This is a genomic window from Mucilaginibacter hurinus, from assembly GCF_003324525.1.
GTDB classification, from domain to species: Bacteria; Bacteroidota; Bacteroidia; order Sphingobacteriales; family Sphingobacteriaceae; genus Mucilaginibacter; species Mucilaginibacter hurinus.
Genome location: NZ_QGDC01000007.1, coordinates 57919 through 72325 on the forward strand (window position 1 = coordinate 57919; position 14407 = coordinate 72325).

Below are 14407 nucleotides of genomic sequence, written 5' to 3' on the forward strand. Positions count from 1 at the left end.
CCACCATTCACTAAAAATTATTGCAGTAAAAATTTAAAATTGCCAATATTTTTTAAGGCAGTTCCAGTACCGCGTACTACGGCGCGCAGCGGGTCTTCGGCTACGTGCACGGGCAGCTTGGTTTTAGCGGCTACGCGTTTATCCAGCCCACGCAATAATGCGCCGCCGCCTGTTAAATATATACCTGTTTGATAAATATCAGCAGAAAGCTCAGGAGGTGTTATCTCCAGCGCCTTTAGTATCGCCTCCTCAATTTTTGAAATCGACTTATCAAGGCAATGCGCTATTTCCGTGTATGATACCATTATTTGTTTTGGCACACCGGTCATAAGGTCCCGGCCCTGTACAGCAAAGTCAGCTGGCGGGTCAGTCAATTCGGGCAAGGCAGCGCCAACTTCTATCTTTATTTTTTCTGCAGTACGCTCCCCAATCATAATGTTATGCTGGCGGCGGATGTACTGTACAATGTCAGCATCAAAATTGTCACCTGCAACGCGTATAGATTGATCGCAAACAATACCTGACAAGGCAATAACCGCTATCTCGGTAGTGCCACCACCAATATCAATTATCATGTTGCCCATCGGTTCTTCCACGTCTATGCCAATACCTACTGCAGCAGCCATAGGCTCATGTATAAGGTAAACCTCTTTGGCTCCTGCCCGTTCGGCCGACTGGTTTACAGCGCGTTTTTCTACTTCGGTAATGCCCGAAGGGATGCAAATAACCATACGTAGTGATGGGAAAAACCAACCCTTTGAGTTGATCATTTTTATCATCCCGCGTATCATATATTCAGCCGCTTCAAAATCAGCTATTACACCATCTTTAAGCGGGCGTATGGTGCGTATATTATCGTGGGTTTTTCCTTCCATTTGCATGGCCTGGCGCCCAATGGCGATAACTTTATTGGTTTTTCGATCAAAAGCCACTATGGAAGGCTCGTCAACAACCACTTTATCGTTATGTATTATTAGTGTATTTGCCGTCCCTAAATCGATGGCAATTTCCTGTGTGAAAAAGTTAAAAAGCCCCATGTGGTGTGTGTCGGATTATATGTAGATGCTAAAAATACACTTAATATTTAATTAGTTGTATGTTTAAAAGCGTCAAAATATAAGGATTATTGTGTTGGGTTAATTAATGTTTAAAATGACGAACTCCGGTTGTCACCATGGAGATATTTTTCTCGTTGCTTTTGTTTATTGAATCCTGATCCTTAATTGAGCCTCCGGGTTGCAAAACCGCGGTTATGCCCGCCTCGGCAGCCAGCTCAACGCAATCCGGAAACGGGAAGAAGGCATCCGAAGCCATCACTGCGCCGTTAAGGTCAAATCCAAAACTATGCGCCTTAATTACCGCTTGTTTTAATGAATCAACGCGTGAAGTTTGTCCGACGCCGCTGGCCATCAGCTGTTGATTTTTAGCAAAAACTATAGTATTTGATTTGGTGTGCTTTACCACTTTATTGGCAAAATGCAGATCTTTTAACTCAGCATCAGTAGGTTTACGATTGGTAACCGCAATCATTTGATCAGGTCCTTCAATTACTGAATCAAAATCCTGTTCAATTACGCCGTTCAGCAATGTTTTAAATTGTTTAACAGGCAGCTCGGTTTTTTGACGTACAAGTATAATGCGGTTCTTTTTTTCCTGCAGTATGCGTACCGCTTCGTCGGTAAATGCAGGGGCAATAAGTACCTCGTAAAATATTTTGCTTATTTCGGCAGCGGTTTCAGCATCTATCTCGTCATTGGCGATTATTACACCCCCAAAAGCCGAAACCGGATCACACGCTAAAGCATCTATCCACGCTTCTTTGATGAATGACCGCGTAGCAATGCCACAGGCATTGGTGTGTTTTAGTATAGCTATGGTAGGTTCAGCAAACTCATCAATCAGCGCAACTGCGGCATCAACGTCAACCAGGTTATTGTAAGATAACTCTTTACCATGCAGCTTTGTAAACATGTCGTCCAAATTGCCGTAGAAAATACCTTTCTGATGCGGGTTTTCACCGTAACGCAGTACCTGGCTTTTTTGTATGCTTTGTTTAAATACCGGCAATGGCTCTTCTGTGTTGAAATACTGGAAAATTGCCGAGTCATAGTGCGATGTAATATTAAAAGCTTTATGAGCAAATTTCTTGCGTTGATCTATGGTCGTTTCGCCATTTTGTGTCTTAAGGATGTCTTCAAGTGTACCGTAATCATCTTTTGAAGCTACAATTACCACATCCTTAAAGTTTTTTGCGCCGGCGCGTATCAACGAGATGCCGCCGATGTCAATTTTTTCAATCACGTCTTCCTGCCCTGCACCTGAGCGTACTGTTTCCTCAAAAGGATACAGGTCTACAATAACCAAATCAATTTCGGGTATTTCGTACTGTGCAAGCTGCTGCTCGTCGCTGTCAAAACTTCTGCGCGCCAAAATGCCGCCAAATACTTTTGGATGAAGTGTTTTTACACGTCCGCCCAGTATGGAAGGGTACGATGTAAGGTCTTCAACAGCCACTACATTTACGCCCAGGTTGCGGATAAAAGTTTCGGTGCCGCCGGTGGAATAAATGGTTACACCCAGGCGATTAAGTTCGTGGATGATTGGCTCAAGATTGTCTTTGTAATAAACAGAAATTAAAGCGTTTTTGATGCGAACGGGATTGCTCATGTACTTGCGAAATTTTAAGGCGCAAAGGTAGTGATTTTGAGGCGTGAAAATACTAAGTGATGGCAATAAAAATTCAACCGTTTTTTCTTTTTGTTATAACCCACCTGATTGAAAGATAGGCGAGCAGCCCACCTGCTAAGACAGTAAGAATAAAATTAAATATTGTAGGTTCAGGGTGCCCGTTTGATGCCGGAGTTGTACTACATAATAATCTAAATGACGGGTTCAAGGTATGCGAATGATGATAGCAAGGATCAGGCATTACTAATCGATCAACATTTATAATGTTGAATGTTAACATCGGAATTATTACGATTAGATATCAAATGAATTTAATTGCAGATATAGAAGTCACAAATCTTTTCATTGCCTTAGAGGGACAAAGTTGTTTTAGTTGTTAGTAGTTGTGCTTATCATTCCAATCCAATTTAGTTATCTTGTTGTCCTTTATTAAGATAATGGCTATTTCCCTATCAAGACCTGTTCCGTAATGGTCTAAATTTATCAGCGTATAATCACCGTATTTGCTGGTAACAGGGTTATGCGTATACAAATTATTAAAAAATAAAGGATGGACGATCTCAATGTTATCGCCTTTTATCTCTGCGATAAAAGTCAGTTCGGAAAAATGGACTAAATACAATACCTTGTCGTGATACTTGAAAGAAGAAAATACCTGCAAACCGTAAAAGTCCATCTCTTTTTTAAAAGCATTTGATTTATCTGTATAACCCAAAGCTTGTCCGTTAACGGTTTTACCAATTTGATTTGATTTTGCTAAAGTCAACTTTGTCGGATCTGCTATAACTTTTGCTTCAGTTGAACCAAAACCATGTCCTAAATTCGCTAACACGATATATCCTTTATTGGCCTTAATTACCGAGTTGGCGCAAGTTGATTCAGTAAAGAATGTTTTTGAAGTTGCTTTTTCAAAAAAATAAACTGTTCCACCCCACTCGCCGTGACAATCTCTGTAAACTAGAAATTTTTCGTCCTCAAATAATTTAGGATCATGTTTCAATGGAAATTTATTTGCTAATTTGATCCATTTCTCACCATTCCACAAGTGCACGACGCCGCCTGATAACCCCGCTAATCGATCGCCGCTTATCCAATGATAGTCAAATAGCTTTGTGTTTAATTTATTCTCAAGGCCTTTATCGCGTTCGAGATTATTGAGTTTAAAACATGCAAATTTGCCATTCTCAAAAAGTGAAACTAATGCGTTGTTGTATAATACAGAAAATGATCTGGGAAAATTTTTTTGATAAATTTTTTCGTCTTCTGATTCCTTAAATTTTTGAGAAAAATATGGATTTATAATCCAGGACTGAATAGTGTCAAAGTCGATAAGGCTTTCGCTGACAGAAATGTTGATGTTTTTGTTGACGCTACCGGCATTCAGTTTTTCTTTTGTTACTACGACGTGATTGCCTACCTTTTGCTGAAAATATTTAATAAGCCTTTTCTCAACTTCGGCGTGTTTGTTTTGAGCACCTGCCGAAATAGTAAGGATTGTGAGCAATAATGTATAAAGTGTATTTTGCATCAACGCTTACAGGCATCTTCAATGAATAAAAATTGATAATTATTTCTCAACCTCAGGTCGGCCAATATCAATCCCTTAACTCTTCATTTTCTTCAACAAACCCTCCACCACCCGCGGAAAATGGGTATGTTCTAACTGTTGGCCTTTAAATTTCACCATCTCCAGGTTATCTCCCGGCTCAATTTTAAAGCGTGACTGATGGATTATCTCTCCTTCGTCGAAATGTTCATTAACAAAGTGTATGGTTATGCCCGATTCTTCCTCGCCGGCTTCTAATATAGCTTTGTGAACGTTATCGCCATACATGCCTTTGCCACCGTATTTTGGCAACAGGGCAGGGTGGAGGTTAATTATTTTATTAGGGAAGGCTTGTAATAACGATTGGGGCACAAGCCATAAAAAACCTGCCAGTACTATAAGGTCGATATTAAGGTTTTTTAACAAGCGGATTACTTCATCGCCATCATAAAATTCTTTGCGGCCAAATATATGCGAGGGTATTTCAAAATTATCAGCCCGCTGTAACACGTAAGCCTGAGGGTTATTTGTTAAAATAATGGCAACTTCGGCATCGTTATGGCGTTTAAAATGCTCCATTATTTTTTGTGCATTTGAACCCGAACCTGAAGCAAAAATCGCTATTCGTTTTTTCAATGTGGCAGATCAATTATGGTTAATCACATCAAATATAAAATTTTGCTGATTTAATTACTACTTGGCGTCCTTTTTTGACGAATAAATCCATATTGGGTAATGCGCCGTCGTTGATTAGGGAAATAATTCGATTGCAGATCGCCCGTTTGAAGTACCATGGAGTACTGACCCAGGTTAACTATTTTGCTGTTTTCAAATGGTTTGGAGCTGCCGGTATCGCTGGTGTCTTTGCAAACTATGTCTGATATCAGAAATAACCGATCGCGGGATAAAGACCAACTTCCGTTAGCGGCCTGCTCTTCGCAATGGAAGTTGTTGTAAGTACAACTGCCGTCAGGCCTGAAGCTGAATAGCTGCTTTATATCGCAGTCGGTATTCAATGTATCGGTAGGGAGCTGAGTGTCGCCTACATAATTGAAAACGTAAATTGACGCTACCTCCCATGGTCCGCTTGACAGAAATTCCCGTATGGAATCCTGGTTGCCTTTTTTACAGGAATTAAACGTTGCAATTATAGCTAACGCTGATATGAATACAATGGCTGGTAATTTACGCCTCATCAATAGTAATTTATCAAATATACGATTCAATAACAGGGTTTATTATGTCAGTCCATTAAATGTGCGAACTTCTCCCAAAAACCATCTTTGGGCAAGGGCGCTTTTATCTCTACAGGCTCTTTTTTTATAGGATGTACGAACTGCAGTTTTCGTGCATGTAAGCTAATGCTTTTGTGCAGGCTACCACGCGGGTAACCATATTTGTTGTCGCCAACAATCGGGCAATTAAGGCTAGCAAGTTGTACCCTTATCTGGTGTGGTCTGCCCGTTACCGGGTTAACTTGTATCAGGTAGTACCCGTTTTGCTCACCTACCAGCCGGTAATGCAATTCGGCCCGCTGACTGCCGGGTACCTCGTGCCCATGGACTTTAGTTACATTTTTTTGGGGATTTTTCACCAGCCAGTGAATCATGTCGCCAAATTCGGGTTCCGGCTTATTGCGAACTACAGCGTAATAGGTTTTACGTATCTGGCGCGTTTTAAATAGTTCATTCATCCGCTCAAGCCCCTTGCTGGTTTTGGCAAAAAGAATAACGCCGCTCACAGGCCTGTCTAACCGGTGCACAACCCCTAAAAAAGCACCATTGGGCTTGTTGTATTTACGTGCCACATATTTTTTAACTTTCTCGTCAAGCGGTTCATCACCGGTGTCATCCACCTGCACAATGTCACCCGCGCGCTTATTTATTGCTATAAGATGATTGTCCTCGTAAAGTACATCGTTATCGGTAATATCCATGAGTAAGTAAATGGTTGATTGTGTTGAAGGAGTGAGCAGTTCAGGTTAAATACAATCAGCTACTCACGCCATTAACTGTTCACTAGTATTGTTCTGTATCATTCGGAAAATCCTGCGCCTTCACATCACTTACATAATTTTTAACAGCCCCATTTATCACGTCGTTCAAATTGGCGTATTGCCGTAAAAAACGCGGTTTAAAGCCCTTGTTTATGCCAAGCATATCATGTATCACTAAAACCTGACCATTGCAGTGCTGCCCTCCGCCTATGCCGATTGTTGGTATAGTAAGCATTTCTGAAACTTCTTTAGCCAATTGCGCGGGTATTTTTTCAAGCACAATGGCAAAGCACCCCAATTCCTGCAACTTCATCGCATCCTCGCGCAATTTTTCAGCTTCGGCTTGTTCCCTGGCTCTAACTGTATAGGTGCCAAATTTATATATGGACTGAGGTGTAAGGCCCAGGTGGCCCATAACAGGTATGCCAGCCGTTAAAATACGCGTTACAGATTCAGAGATTTCAATGCCGCCCTCTATTTTTACAGCATGTGCACCCGCTTCTTTCATTATGCGGATAGCTGAATTCAGCGCTTCTTTTGAATTACCCTGGTATGAACCAAACGGCAGATCGACGGTTACCAATGCACGCTTTGCCGCCCGTACTACTGATGATGCATGATAAATCATCTGGTCAAGCGTAATAGGCAGCGTAGTTTCGTGGCCCGCCATAACGTTTGATGCGGAGTCGCCAACAAGTATGATATCTATGCCGGCTTCATCTACAATCGCGGCCATTGAATAATCGTAGGCGGTAAGCATGGCTATTTTTTCGCCGCGATTTTTCATCTCCTGCAAAGTATGCGTGGTAACTCTTTTAATTTCTTTGTTTACTGACATCAGATGTTATAGTTTAAAGGCATACAAAGGTAGTTTTTTTGTTGATTGGCTGAGCAGTTGGATTAGTTGATAAAGTGCGTTGAGATAATTAGCCTGATTTATAGTTTTGCAACGCACACCGCCCGCCTAAATCCTCAGTTATTATTTAAAAATACATTCATAAAATACCAAATAAAGCCCTATCTTTGCGGCGTGAATAAGGCGTTGCTTTACTTCAATTCTACCAATAGTTTTTACGGTGCGCCGTATTCGGCAAACCGCTTCTTTCAATCATTTAAATTAATTTTCAGGAATGACTAACTACACCAAATTACCGGCTGTATTACTACTTGCTGACGGCACAGTTTTTCATGGCAAAGCAGCCGGAAAAATAGGAACCACTACAGGCGAAATATGTTTTAATACCGGGATGACGGGCTACCAGGAGATTTTTACCGACCCATCATACTACGGCCAAATCATGGTGACTACCAATTCGCACATTGGTAACTACGGTATCAGCAATGAAGAAGTGGAGTCGGGGCGCATACAAATAGCCGGCCTGGTTTGTAAAGATTACAATATAGCCTACAGCCGTAAACAGGCTGATGGTTCTATACAGGATTATTTTCAGCAACAAAATATTGTAGGTATATCTGATATTGATACGCGCCAGCTGGTTCGCCATATTCGCGACAAAGGAGCCATGAACGCTATTATATCTTCGGAGATATTGGACGTGGAGGAACTGAAAGCTAAATTGTCTGAAGTGCCGTCAATGGATGGACTTGAACTTTCATCTCAGGTATCAACTACTGAAACTTACACATTTGGCGATGAAAAAGCTCCATACCGCGTGGCTGTACTTGACCTGGGCGTAAAAAAGAATATCCTGCGTAATTTTGATGACCGCGAAGTATATGCCAAGGTTTACCCTGCAAAAACCACCTTTGAAGAAATGGAGCAGGATTTTAAACCCAACGGTTACTTTATATCTAATGGTCCCGGCGATCCGGCAGCCATGCCTTATGCCGTTAACACGGTGAAAGAGATATTAAATGCCGATAAACCGATGTTTGGAATCTGCCTCGGCCATCAGTTGTTGGCACTGGCTAATGATATCCCCACCAAAAAGATGTTTAACGGGCACCGTGGTCTTAATCATCCCGTAAAAAACGTGATAAAAGACCATTGCGAAGTAACGTCACAAAATCATGGGTTTGGTGTGGTACAGGAAGCAGTAAGGGCCTCTGATAAGGTTGAGATCACTCACGTAAACCTTAACGATCAGTCTATAGAGGGTATCCGCGTGAAAGGCAAAAAGGCATTTTCAGTACAGTACCACCCTGAGTCGTCTCCCGGTCCGCATGATTCAAGGTATTTGTTTGATGATTTTATAGATTTGATGAAGTAATTAAATCCTGATAAAAAAACAAAAAAGCAGGGGTTGCTACGGCAATCCCTGCTTTTTTGTTTTAGTTAGAAACATTGGTTCTATTGCGGCATCGGTATTTAGTTATTTTGGTTTAGTACCTCCACTTCGGCCACCGGGCTAAATAGATATACACGCCTGCTGCTAACTTCCACGCACTTATATCGCTTACGCAGTTTCTCCTCTTTTTGAAAAACCCGGCCGTCCTTGAGCTTAAATAATGCCTTGCCAGGTAGTTTTTCAACCGTAACCATACTTTCCTTCACCGGATCGTAAAGCCTTAACGAACGGTAAAGGTTCAAGTCAGAGCAACTGGACGCTGCAGGATTATTAAGATAGCGGGTGATGGCCTGCTTAACATCCGGCGGAAAAACGTTTTTCTCAAAAAAAGGCTGCATCATCTTTTTAAAGTTATTCTTCCATTCGGTACCATGCGGCTTAGCCCGGCCTTTATGCTCATTCCAGGTGTGCAGGTGCGCAAACTCGTGCACGGTTGTTACCAGGAAAGCATAAGGGTTTAAATCGAAGTTTACAGATATACGATGGCCCTTGCTATCATAAGGTGCACGATAGTCGCCAAACTTGCTGTTCCGATTACGCGAAATTTTAAATTCGCATTTAAAGTAGTCAATCCACTTGCCAATAAGGGGCGCCGCCTCGGCGGGCATGTACCGCTCCAGTATTTTTACTTTGTCCAATGTTACCTCTTACTCAAATATAGAAAATACAGCCTCTATTTAAGTAGATTGTAAGTAATAAAACTTGCTGCATACGCCAGCACTGTCATATAGGTAAGTTGTATCAGCGGCCATTTCCAAGCCTTTGTTTCGCGGTAAACTATGGCTACCGTGCTAACACACTGCATAGCAAAAGCGTAAAAAATCATCAATGAAAAGGCTACCGCCACAGTAAAAACAGGCTGCCCGGTTTCTGTATTGCGGGCGTTATCCATTTTTTCTTTTAATGATTCTGTTTCGTCAGTATCGCCGTCAACGCTGTAAATGGTCGCCATGGTGCCTACAAACACCTCGCGTGCGGCAAAGGACGTGATGAGTGCAATGCCTATTTTCCAATCGAATCCCAGTGGTTTTATTACCGGTTCAATAGCATGGCCCAAAACCCCGGCATAGGAGTTCTCTAATTTTTCAGACCCGATAAGACGGCTGAGTTCTTCGGGCGTAGTGGTTTGGATGTAACCAGGCTGATTATATTTTTGTTCAATTGCTGCAAACCTGTCGCCCGGGCCGTATGATGCCAGTACCCACAATATAATGGATACGGCAATTATCACCTTACCCGCTTCAAGCACAAATGTTTTTGAACGGTCGTACATTGAAAAAACAACATTCTTCCAGCGCGGCATGCGGTAAACAGGTAGTTCCATAATAAAATATCCCCGCTCCTTTGCCTTTAATATAAACTTAAAAACGAATGCTACTATAAAAGCCGACACCAGGCTGAATACGTACATCCCTGTTAGTACCAATCCTTGCAAATTAAATATCCACCACACATTACGGTCAGGTACAACCAGGGCTATAAGCAGAGTGTAAACAGGCAAACGTGCCGAACAAGCTACTAATGGCGTAACCATGATGGTTATCATGCGGTCCTTCCAGTTCTCAATTGTGCGTGTACCCATAATTGACGGTACGGCGCAGGCAAAGCCGCCAATTAGCGGTACCACCGATTTACCGCTGAGGCCAACCTTGCGCATTAGTTTATCCATCATAAAGGTAACACGGGCCATATACCCGGTATCTTCCAGTATAGAGATAAAGATGAACAGGATGGCTATCTGCGGTATAAACACCAAAACACCGCTCAATCCGGCCAATATACCGTCAATTAGCAAACTGGCCACAACTCCTTCAGGCAGTAATGTGCGTAAACTGTCTTCAGCCAATACAAACAAACTTTCAATGAGGTCCATCGGGTATGACGACCAGGCAAAAATAGATTGAAAGATAAATAACAATATTCCTAAGAATATCACAAAGCCGAACACTTTATGGGTAAGGATATGGTCTATCTTATTACTAAAAGATTCTTCATGTGCCGTGTCCGGTAAGTGTACGGCATCATACAATACATCATTTATAAAGTTATAACGTGCTACCGTTTCGGCTGCCTGCACTTTTTGCGACTGGAAGGAGTGCTCCTTTTCCAGGCTTTCGATACGATCGCTCTGCTCCGGCGTTAAAAAGGTGACAGTCTCGTGCTGATGTGCCAGCTGCAATGCGTAATAGGCATTATCTACCTCAATTTCTTCACTTATCCGCGCAATAAGTTGTGGCGCCAGGGCACCTGCGTCAATTGTGTCATGTTGCAAGGCAATACGGTTGGCAAATGCAATCGCAGATTTTAATTTATCAATACCACTGCCTTTACGCGCGCATATCGGTATTACTGGCACACCTAATCTTTTAGCCAGCAAGTCGATGTCAATTTTCATTCCCGCCTTATCAGCAAGGTCCATCATGTTAAGGGCAATGATAACGGGTATTTTTAAATCGGCCACCTGTGTATAAAGCAACAGGTTTCGTTTTAGGTTGGTGGCGTCTAAAATAACTACCAACAGATCTGGCCTTGAAGGATTCGCCTTATCTGCTAAAACTGAAAATACAATTGATTCATCCTTGCTTTTTGGGTATAAACTGTAAGTGCCCGGTAAATCTATTATTTCTGCCCGGCGATTATCAGGCAGGCTGGTGTAGCCTGTTTTTTTGTCGACTGTAACACCCGGAAAGTTGCCTATCTTTTGATTTAAACCAGTTAAAATATTGAAGAGGCTTGATTTGCCAGTGTTAGGATTCCCTATTAACGCTACTCTTATATCGGCTTTCAATTGTACTTATTGTAATATAATGGTCGATGCCTCAAACTTACGCAGGCTGAGTTGATAACCGGAAACCTTAATCGCTATTGGATCACCGAGCGGTGCGATGCGGGTAACCTGTACTGTTTCGCCGGGCAAACAACCCATTTCCATTAGCTTTACCGACATCTCAAGGTCGGTAAATTCTTTTACCACACCGCTTTGTCCTACTTTTAGTTGCGACAGATCCATGTAACCCAATATTTCACACAAATATAAGCTTATTTATACCGAATCCAAATAACGACTGGAAGCTAGGCAGCATAAATATGCTCCGATGCGGGTGCCGCCGAGCTTACTTTGGGGCAATCGCAACCTTTTTTAAATATACCGCAGGCCGAAAGGCTAAGTACTAGGGCTAATGCAGCTATATATAGTTTATACTTCAACATTTTGAGCAGAAAAAAGAGTTAATACAACAGCAAACATACCCATACATGTACCTACTGCATCAGCAAACAAGTCCCACCAGTCGCCGCTGCGCCAGGTAAATATGTACTGCTGCAACAGCTCTATAACGCCGCCATATAATATTATTGCGATGGTTATAAAAACAAGTGTTGTAAACGGTAGGGCAACGGTGCGCTGATGTCTTAAATAGCCATTGCAGCAAAATACAGCAAGCACAAAAAATAGCCCGCAATGCGTAAGTTTATCAAACCCTTCGAAAAAACGGGGCGGTTGTCCGATTTTTTCAACAGACATGTTGCAGATAATCAAAATAAAAAAGGCCCACAATATAGCAGGCCTGAAATATTTTACCACACCGGTCATTATGCGCCAACCAAAGCTTTGTAGTCATCAGCCGATAACAGGCCGTTTAAGTCACTTGTATCTTTAGGGGTAATTTTTACTATCCAGCCCTCGCCGTAAGGATCGCTGTTAACCAACTCCGGACGGCTGTCAAGTGCCGGATTAACTTCCAGCACGGTGCCTGCCACGGGGATAAACAAATCAGATACGGTTTTTACAGCTTCTATAGTTCCAAAAACCTGTTCGCTTGCAACTTCCTGGTTTACTGTGTTGATGTCAACATATACAATATCGCCCAACTCACCCTGTGCAAATTCAGTGATGCCAATGTATGCATCATTGCCTTCAAGTCTTATCCACTCGTGGTCTTTTGTATACTTTAATTCAGCAGGGAATTCCATGTTATTTAGTTTTATGTGTTTCAAAAATAGCAAAAGTTTAGCTAACGTAAACAGCAAAAAGGGGCGTATTCCAAATTAATTACACAATTGTAAAAACTGAAAATAAGCGGGTTTGTTAACTATTAATATAAAAAAGATTTTTACCATGAAAAAATTAACATTAATCACTACTATGGCGCTTGCAGCATTTACGTTCCAGGCGTGTAACAACACAGGTAATAAAGACACTGTTGAAACTGCTGACAGTGTAAACGCAGAAATGGACACCACCACAAGTGCGGTTGAAGAAACCGGCGCAGGTGTAGCCGAATTTGACGCTAAATTTGCTGTGGATGCAGCTAACGGCGGTATGGCTGAGGTAGCTTTGGGTAATTTAGCCCAGCAAAAAGCAAGCAATGCCGAAGTAAAGAAGTTTGCCGAAATGATGGTGAAAGATCACACCAAAGCAAATGAAGAGTTAAAGGCACTGGCAACTGCTAAAAACATAACCTTGCCTGCAGCCCCCGGCGACGAACAACAAAAAAAGGCCGCCGAACTTGGTGAAAAAGCAGGTGCAGAGTTTGATAAAGCATATGCAGAAGCAATGGTGAAAGATCATGACAAAACTGTATCTATGTTTGAAGACGCAGCCAACAACGCGGTTGATGCCGATATAAAGGCATTTGCAACCAAAACACTGCCGGTGTTAAAGGCCCACCAGCAACATGCCAAAGCGTTAAATGATAAATTGAAATAAGCGCTATAAAGCTTAATATCCACAAAGCCGGCAATTAGTGAGACGATTTGATTTTACTGGTTGCCGGCTTTGTCTTTGTATATAATTGATAAAATTGCAGTTGGTTGTTCGTTATTTCCTAAAATCCGTATAATTGCATATGTCATCACCTATAGTAGCCGGTTTAATGGCTTTCGGAATGTCGGGCAGGGTATTTCATGCCCCTTTTTTATCAACCAGCCCTGATTTTAAGTTAAAGGCGGTTGTGGAACGAAACCAAAAAAAAGCTCATGAGATATATCCTGATATCGTTAGCTATACATCTATAGATGAATTGCTACAGGATGATGAGATAGAACTTGTTGTAGTAAACACGCCGAGCTATACGCATTACGATTACACCAAACAAGCCCTTAACGCGGGTAAGCACGTACTGCTTGAAAAACCCGCAGCGGCTACCAGTGCCGAAGCTAAGGAGTTATTTGATTTGGCGGCAAAGCTGGGCCTGAAACTGATGGTGTATCAAAACAGGCGGTGGGACAGCGGCTTTTTATCAGTGAAGGAAGTGGTGGAAAGCGGCAGGTTAGGCGACCTGATAGAAGTGCACTTACGGTTTGACAGATATAAGCCTGCCATAGGGCCTAAGTTATTTAAGGAAACAGCCGGTTTCGCCGCAAATGGGGTAGCCTATGATTTAGGCCCGCACCTGATAGACAACGCCATTGCGTTATTTGGCAGGCCGCTCAGCTTTCATAAAACTGAAGGTAAATACCGCGAAAACTCCCAGGTAACAGATTATTTTCATCTTCATATGGTTTACCCTAAGGGCTTAAATGTTTATTTAACTTCCGGGCTGCTTATAGCCGAAGCGTTACCGGCTTTTGTAATACATGGTAAACTGGGCAGTTTTATAAAAAATCGTACCGATGTGCAGGAGGATCAGCTGATAGGTGGCATGATGCCTACCAATGCTGCTTACGGGCTTGAGCCTGAGCACAGCGAAGGTAAACTGGTAACCTTTGATGCCGAAGGACAGAAGGTAGTTGAATGGCTGCCATCTAAAAAAGGGGATTACAGTGATCTGTTTAAAGCTGTGTATCACACTATAAAAGATGGCGCATTATTCCCGGTTTCGGAAGAGCATATCGCCTGGCAATTGGAAATGTTAGAAAATTGAGACA

At 42.1% G+C, this 14407-nt stretch carries 15 protein-coding genes; 3 read left to right on the forward strand and 12 right to left on the reverse strand.

From position 1 onward, the window contains the following. Window positions 1-17: 17 nt before the first annotated feature. From DJ568_RS13045 to panB, 7 genes are all read right to left on the reverse strand, one after another. Window positions 18-1037, reverse strand: coding sequence for a rod shape-determining protein (locus tag DJ568_RS13045; RefSeq protein WP_114005731.1), 1020 nt, complete (start codon window positions 1035-1037; stop codon window positions 18-20). 103 nt (window positions 1038-1140) lie between these two features. Next, on the reverse strand, window positions 1141-2667 hold the full coding sequence (gene purH, locus DJ568_RS13050) for a bifunctional phosphoribosylaminoimidazolecarboxamide formyltransferase/IMP cyclohydrolase (RefSeq protein WP_114005732.1): 1527 nt from the start codon (window positions 2665-2667) through the stop codon (window positions 1141-1143). 397 nt (window positions 2668-3064) lie between these two features. Next, on the reverse strand, window positions 3065-4216 hold the full coding sequence (locus DJ568_RS13055) for a hypothetical protein (protein ID WP_114005733.1): 1152 nt from the start codon (window positions 4214-4216) through the stop codon (window positions 3065-3067). Between the two features lie 75 nt (window positions 4217-4291). Then, the gene (gene purN / locus DJ568_RS13060) at window positions 4292-4870 is read right to left on the reverse strand and encodes a phosphoribosylglycinamide formyltransferase (RefSeq protein ID WP_114005734.1); all 579 of its coding nucleotides are present in this window, start codon (window positions 4868-4870) and stop codon (window positions 4292-4294) included. 50 nt (window positions 4871-4920) lie between these two features. After that, window positions 4921-5430, reverse strand: coding sequence for a hypothetical protein (locus DJ568_RS13065; RefSeq protein WP_114005735.1), 510 nt, complete (start codon window positions 5428-5430; stop codon window positions 4921-4923). A gap of 47 nt (window positions 5431-5477) precedes the next feature. Continuing rightward, a complete protein-coding gene (locus DJ568_RS13070; RefSeq protein ID WP_114005736.1) occupies window positions 5478-6170 on the reverse strand; it encodes an RluA family pseudouridine synthase in 693 nt (230 codons plus the stop codon). Window positions 6171-6252: 82 nt separating this feature from the next. Beyond that, the gene (gene panB / locus DJ568_RS13075; RefSeq protein ID WP_114005737.1) at window positions 6253-7068 is read right to left on the reverse strand and encodes a 3-methyl-2-oxobutanoate hydroxymethyltransferase; all 816 of its coding nucleotides are present in this window, start codon (window positions 7066-7068) and stop codon (window positions 6253-6255) included. Between the two features lie 292 nt (window positions 7069-7360). Between panB and carA the strand changes: the two genes are divergently transcribed. Then, entirely contained in the window at window positions 7361-8461 is a 1101-nt protein-coding gene (gene carA, locus DJ568_RS13085; RefSeq protein WP_114005739.1) for a glutamine-hydrolyzing carbamoyl-phosphate synthase small subunit, read from the forward strand. Between the two features lie 98 nt (window positions 8462-8559). Here carA and DJ568_RS13090 read toward each other — a convergent pair whose 3' ends face one another. From DJ568_RS13090 to gcvH, 5 genes are all read right to left on the reverse strand, one after another. Beyond that, the gene (locus DJ568_RS13090) at window positions 8560-9177 is read right to left on the reverse strand and encodes a SprT-like domain-containing protein (protein WP_233496690.1); all 618 of its coding nucleotides are present in this window, start codon (window positions 9175-9177) and stop codon (window positions 8560-8562) included. A gap of 35 nt (window positions 9178-9212) precedes the next feature. Beyond that, complete coding sequence (gene feoB, locus DJ568_RS13095; protein ID WP_114005740.1) at window positions 9213-11327, reverse strand: ferrous iron transport protein B; 2115 nt, start codon at window positions 11325-11327, stop codon at window positions 9213-9215. Between the two features lie 6 nt (window positions 11328-11333). Then, complete coding sequence (locus tag DJ568_RS13100; protein WP_114005741.1) at window positions 11334-11549, reverse strand: FeoA family protein; 216 nt, start codon at window positions 11547-11549, stop codon at window positions 11334-11336. 186 nt (window positions 11550-11735) lie between these two features. Beyond that, window positions 11736-12062 (reverse strand): VanZ family protein, encoded by a 327-nt coding sequence (locus DJ568_RS13105; protein WP_147238758.1) that lies wholly within the window; start codon window positions 12060-12062, stop codon window positions 11736-11738. Window positions 12063-12130: 68 nt separating this feature from the next. Beyond that, on the reverse strand, window positions 12131-12511 hold the full coding sequence (gene gcvH / locus DJ568_RS13110) for a glycine cleavage system protein GcvH (RefSeq protein ID WP_114005743.1): 381 nt from the start codon (window positions 12509-12511) through the stop codon (window positions 12131-12133). Between the two features lie 145 nt (window positions 12512-12656). Between gcvH and DJ568_RS13115 the strand changes: the two genes are divergently transcribed. Beyond that, the gene (locus tag DJ568_RS13115; RefSeq protein ID WP_114005744.1) at window positions 12657-13247 is read left to right on the forward strand and encodes a DUF4142 domain-containing protein; all 591 of its coding nucleotides are present in this window, start codon (window positions 12657-12659) and stop codon (window positions 13245-13247) included. A gap of 139 nt (window positions 13248-13386) precedes the next feature. Further along, entirely contained in the window at window positions 13387-14403 is a 1017-nt protein-coding gene (locus DJ568_RS13120; RefSeq protein WP_114005745.1) for a Gfo/Idh/MocA family oxidoreductase, read from the forward strand. Window positions 14404-14407: the final 4 nt, after the last annotated feature.

Excerpts from the sequence above, each read along its gene's own strand:
- DJ568_RS13045 (WP_114005731.1), bottom strand. The coding sequence starts at position 1,037 with ATGGGGCTTTTTAACTTTTTCACACAGGAAATTGCCATCGATTTAGGG.
- purH (WP_114005732.1), bottom strand. The coding sequence starts at position 2,667 with ATGAGCAATCCCGTTCGCATCAAAAACGCTTTAATTTCTGTTTATTAC.
- DJ568_RS13055 (WP_114005733.1), bottom strand. The coding sequence starts at position 4,216 with ATGCAAAATACACTTTATACATTATTGCTCACAATCCTTACTATTTCG.
- DJ568_RS13065 (WP_114005735.1), bottom strand. The coding sequence starts at position 5,430 with ATGAGGCGTAAATTACCAGCCATTGTATTCATATCAGCGTTAGCTATA.
- DJ568_RS13070 (WP_114005736.1), bottom strand. The coding sequence starts at position 6,170 with ATGGATATTACCGATAACGATGTACTTTACGAGGACAATCATCTTATA.
- panB (WP_114005737.1), bottom strand. The coding sequence starts at position 7,068 with ATGTCAGTAAACAAAGAAATTAAAAGAGTTACCACGCATACTTTGCAG.
- carA (WP_114005739.1), top strand. The coding sequence starts at position 7,361 with ATGACTAACTACACCAAATTACCGGCTGTATTACTACTTGCTGACGGC.
- DJ568_RS13100 (WP_114005741.1), bottom strand. The coding sequence starts at position 11,549 with ATGGATCTGTCGCAACTAAAAGTAGGACAAAGCGGTGTGGTAAAAGAA.
- DJ568_RS13105 (WP_147238758.1), bottom strand. The coding sequence starts at position 12,062 with ATGTCTGTTGAAAAAATCGGACAACCGCCCCGTTTTTTCGAAGGGTTT.
- gcvH (WP_114005743.1), bottom strand. The coding sequence starts at position 12,511 with ATGGAATTCCCTGCTGAATTAAAGTATACAAAAGACCACGAGTGGATA.
- DJ568_RS13115 (WP_114005744.1), top strand. The coding sequence starts at position 12,657 with ATGAAAAAATTAACATTAATCACTACTATGGCGCTTGCAGCATTTACG.
- DJ568_RS13120 (WP_114005745.1), top strand. The coding sequence starts at position 13,387 with ATGTCATCACCTATAGTAGCCGGTTTAATGGCTTTCGGAATGTCGGGC.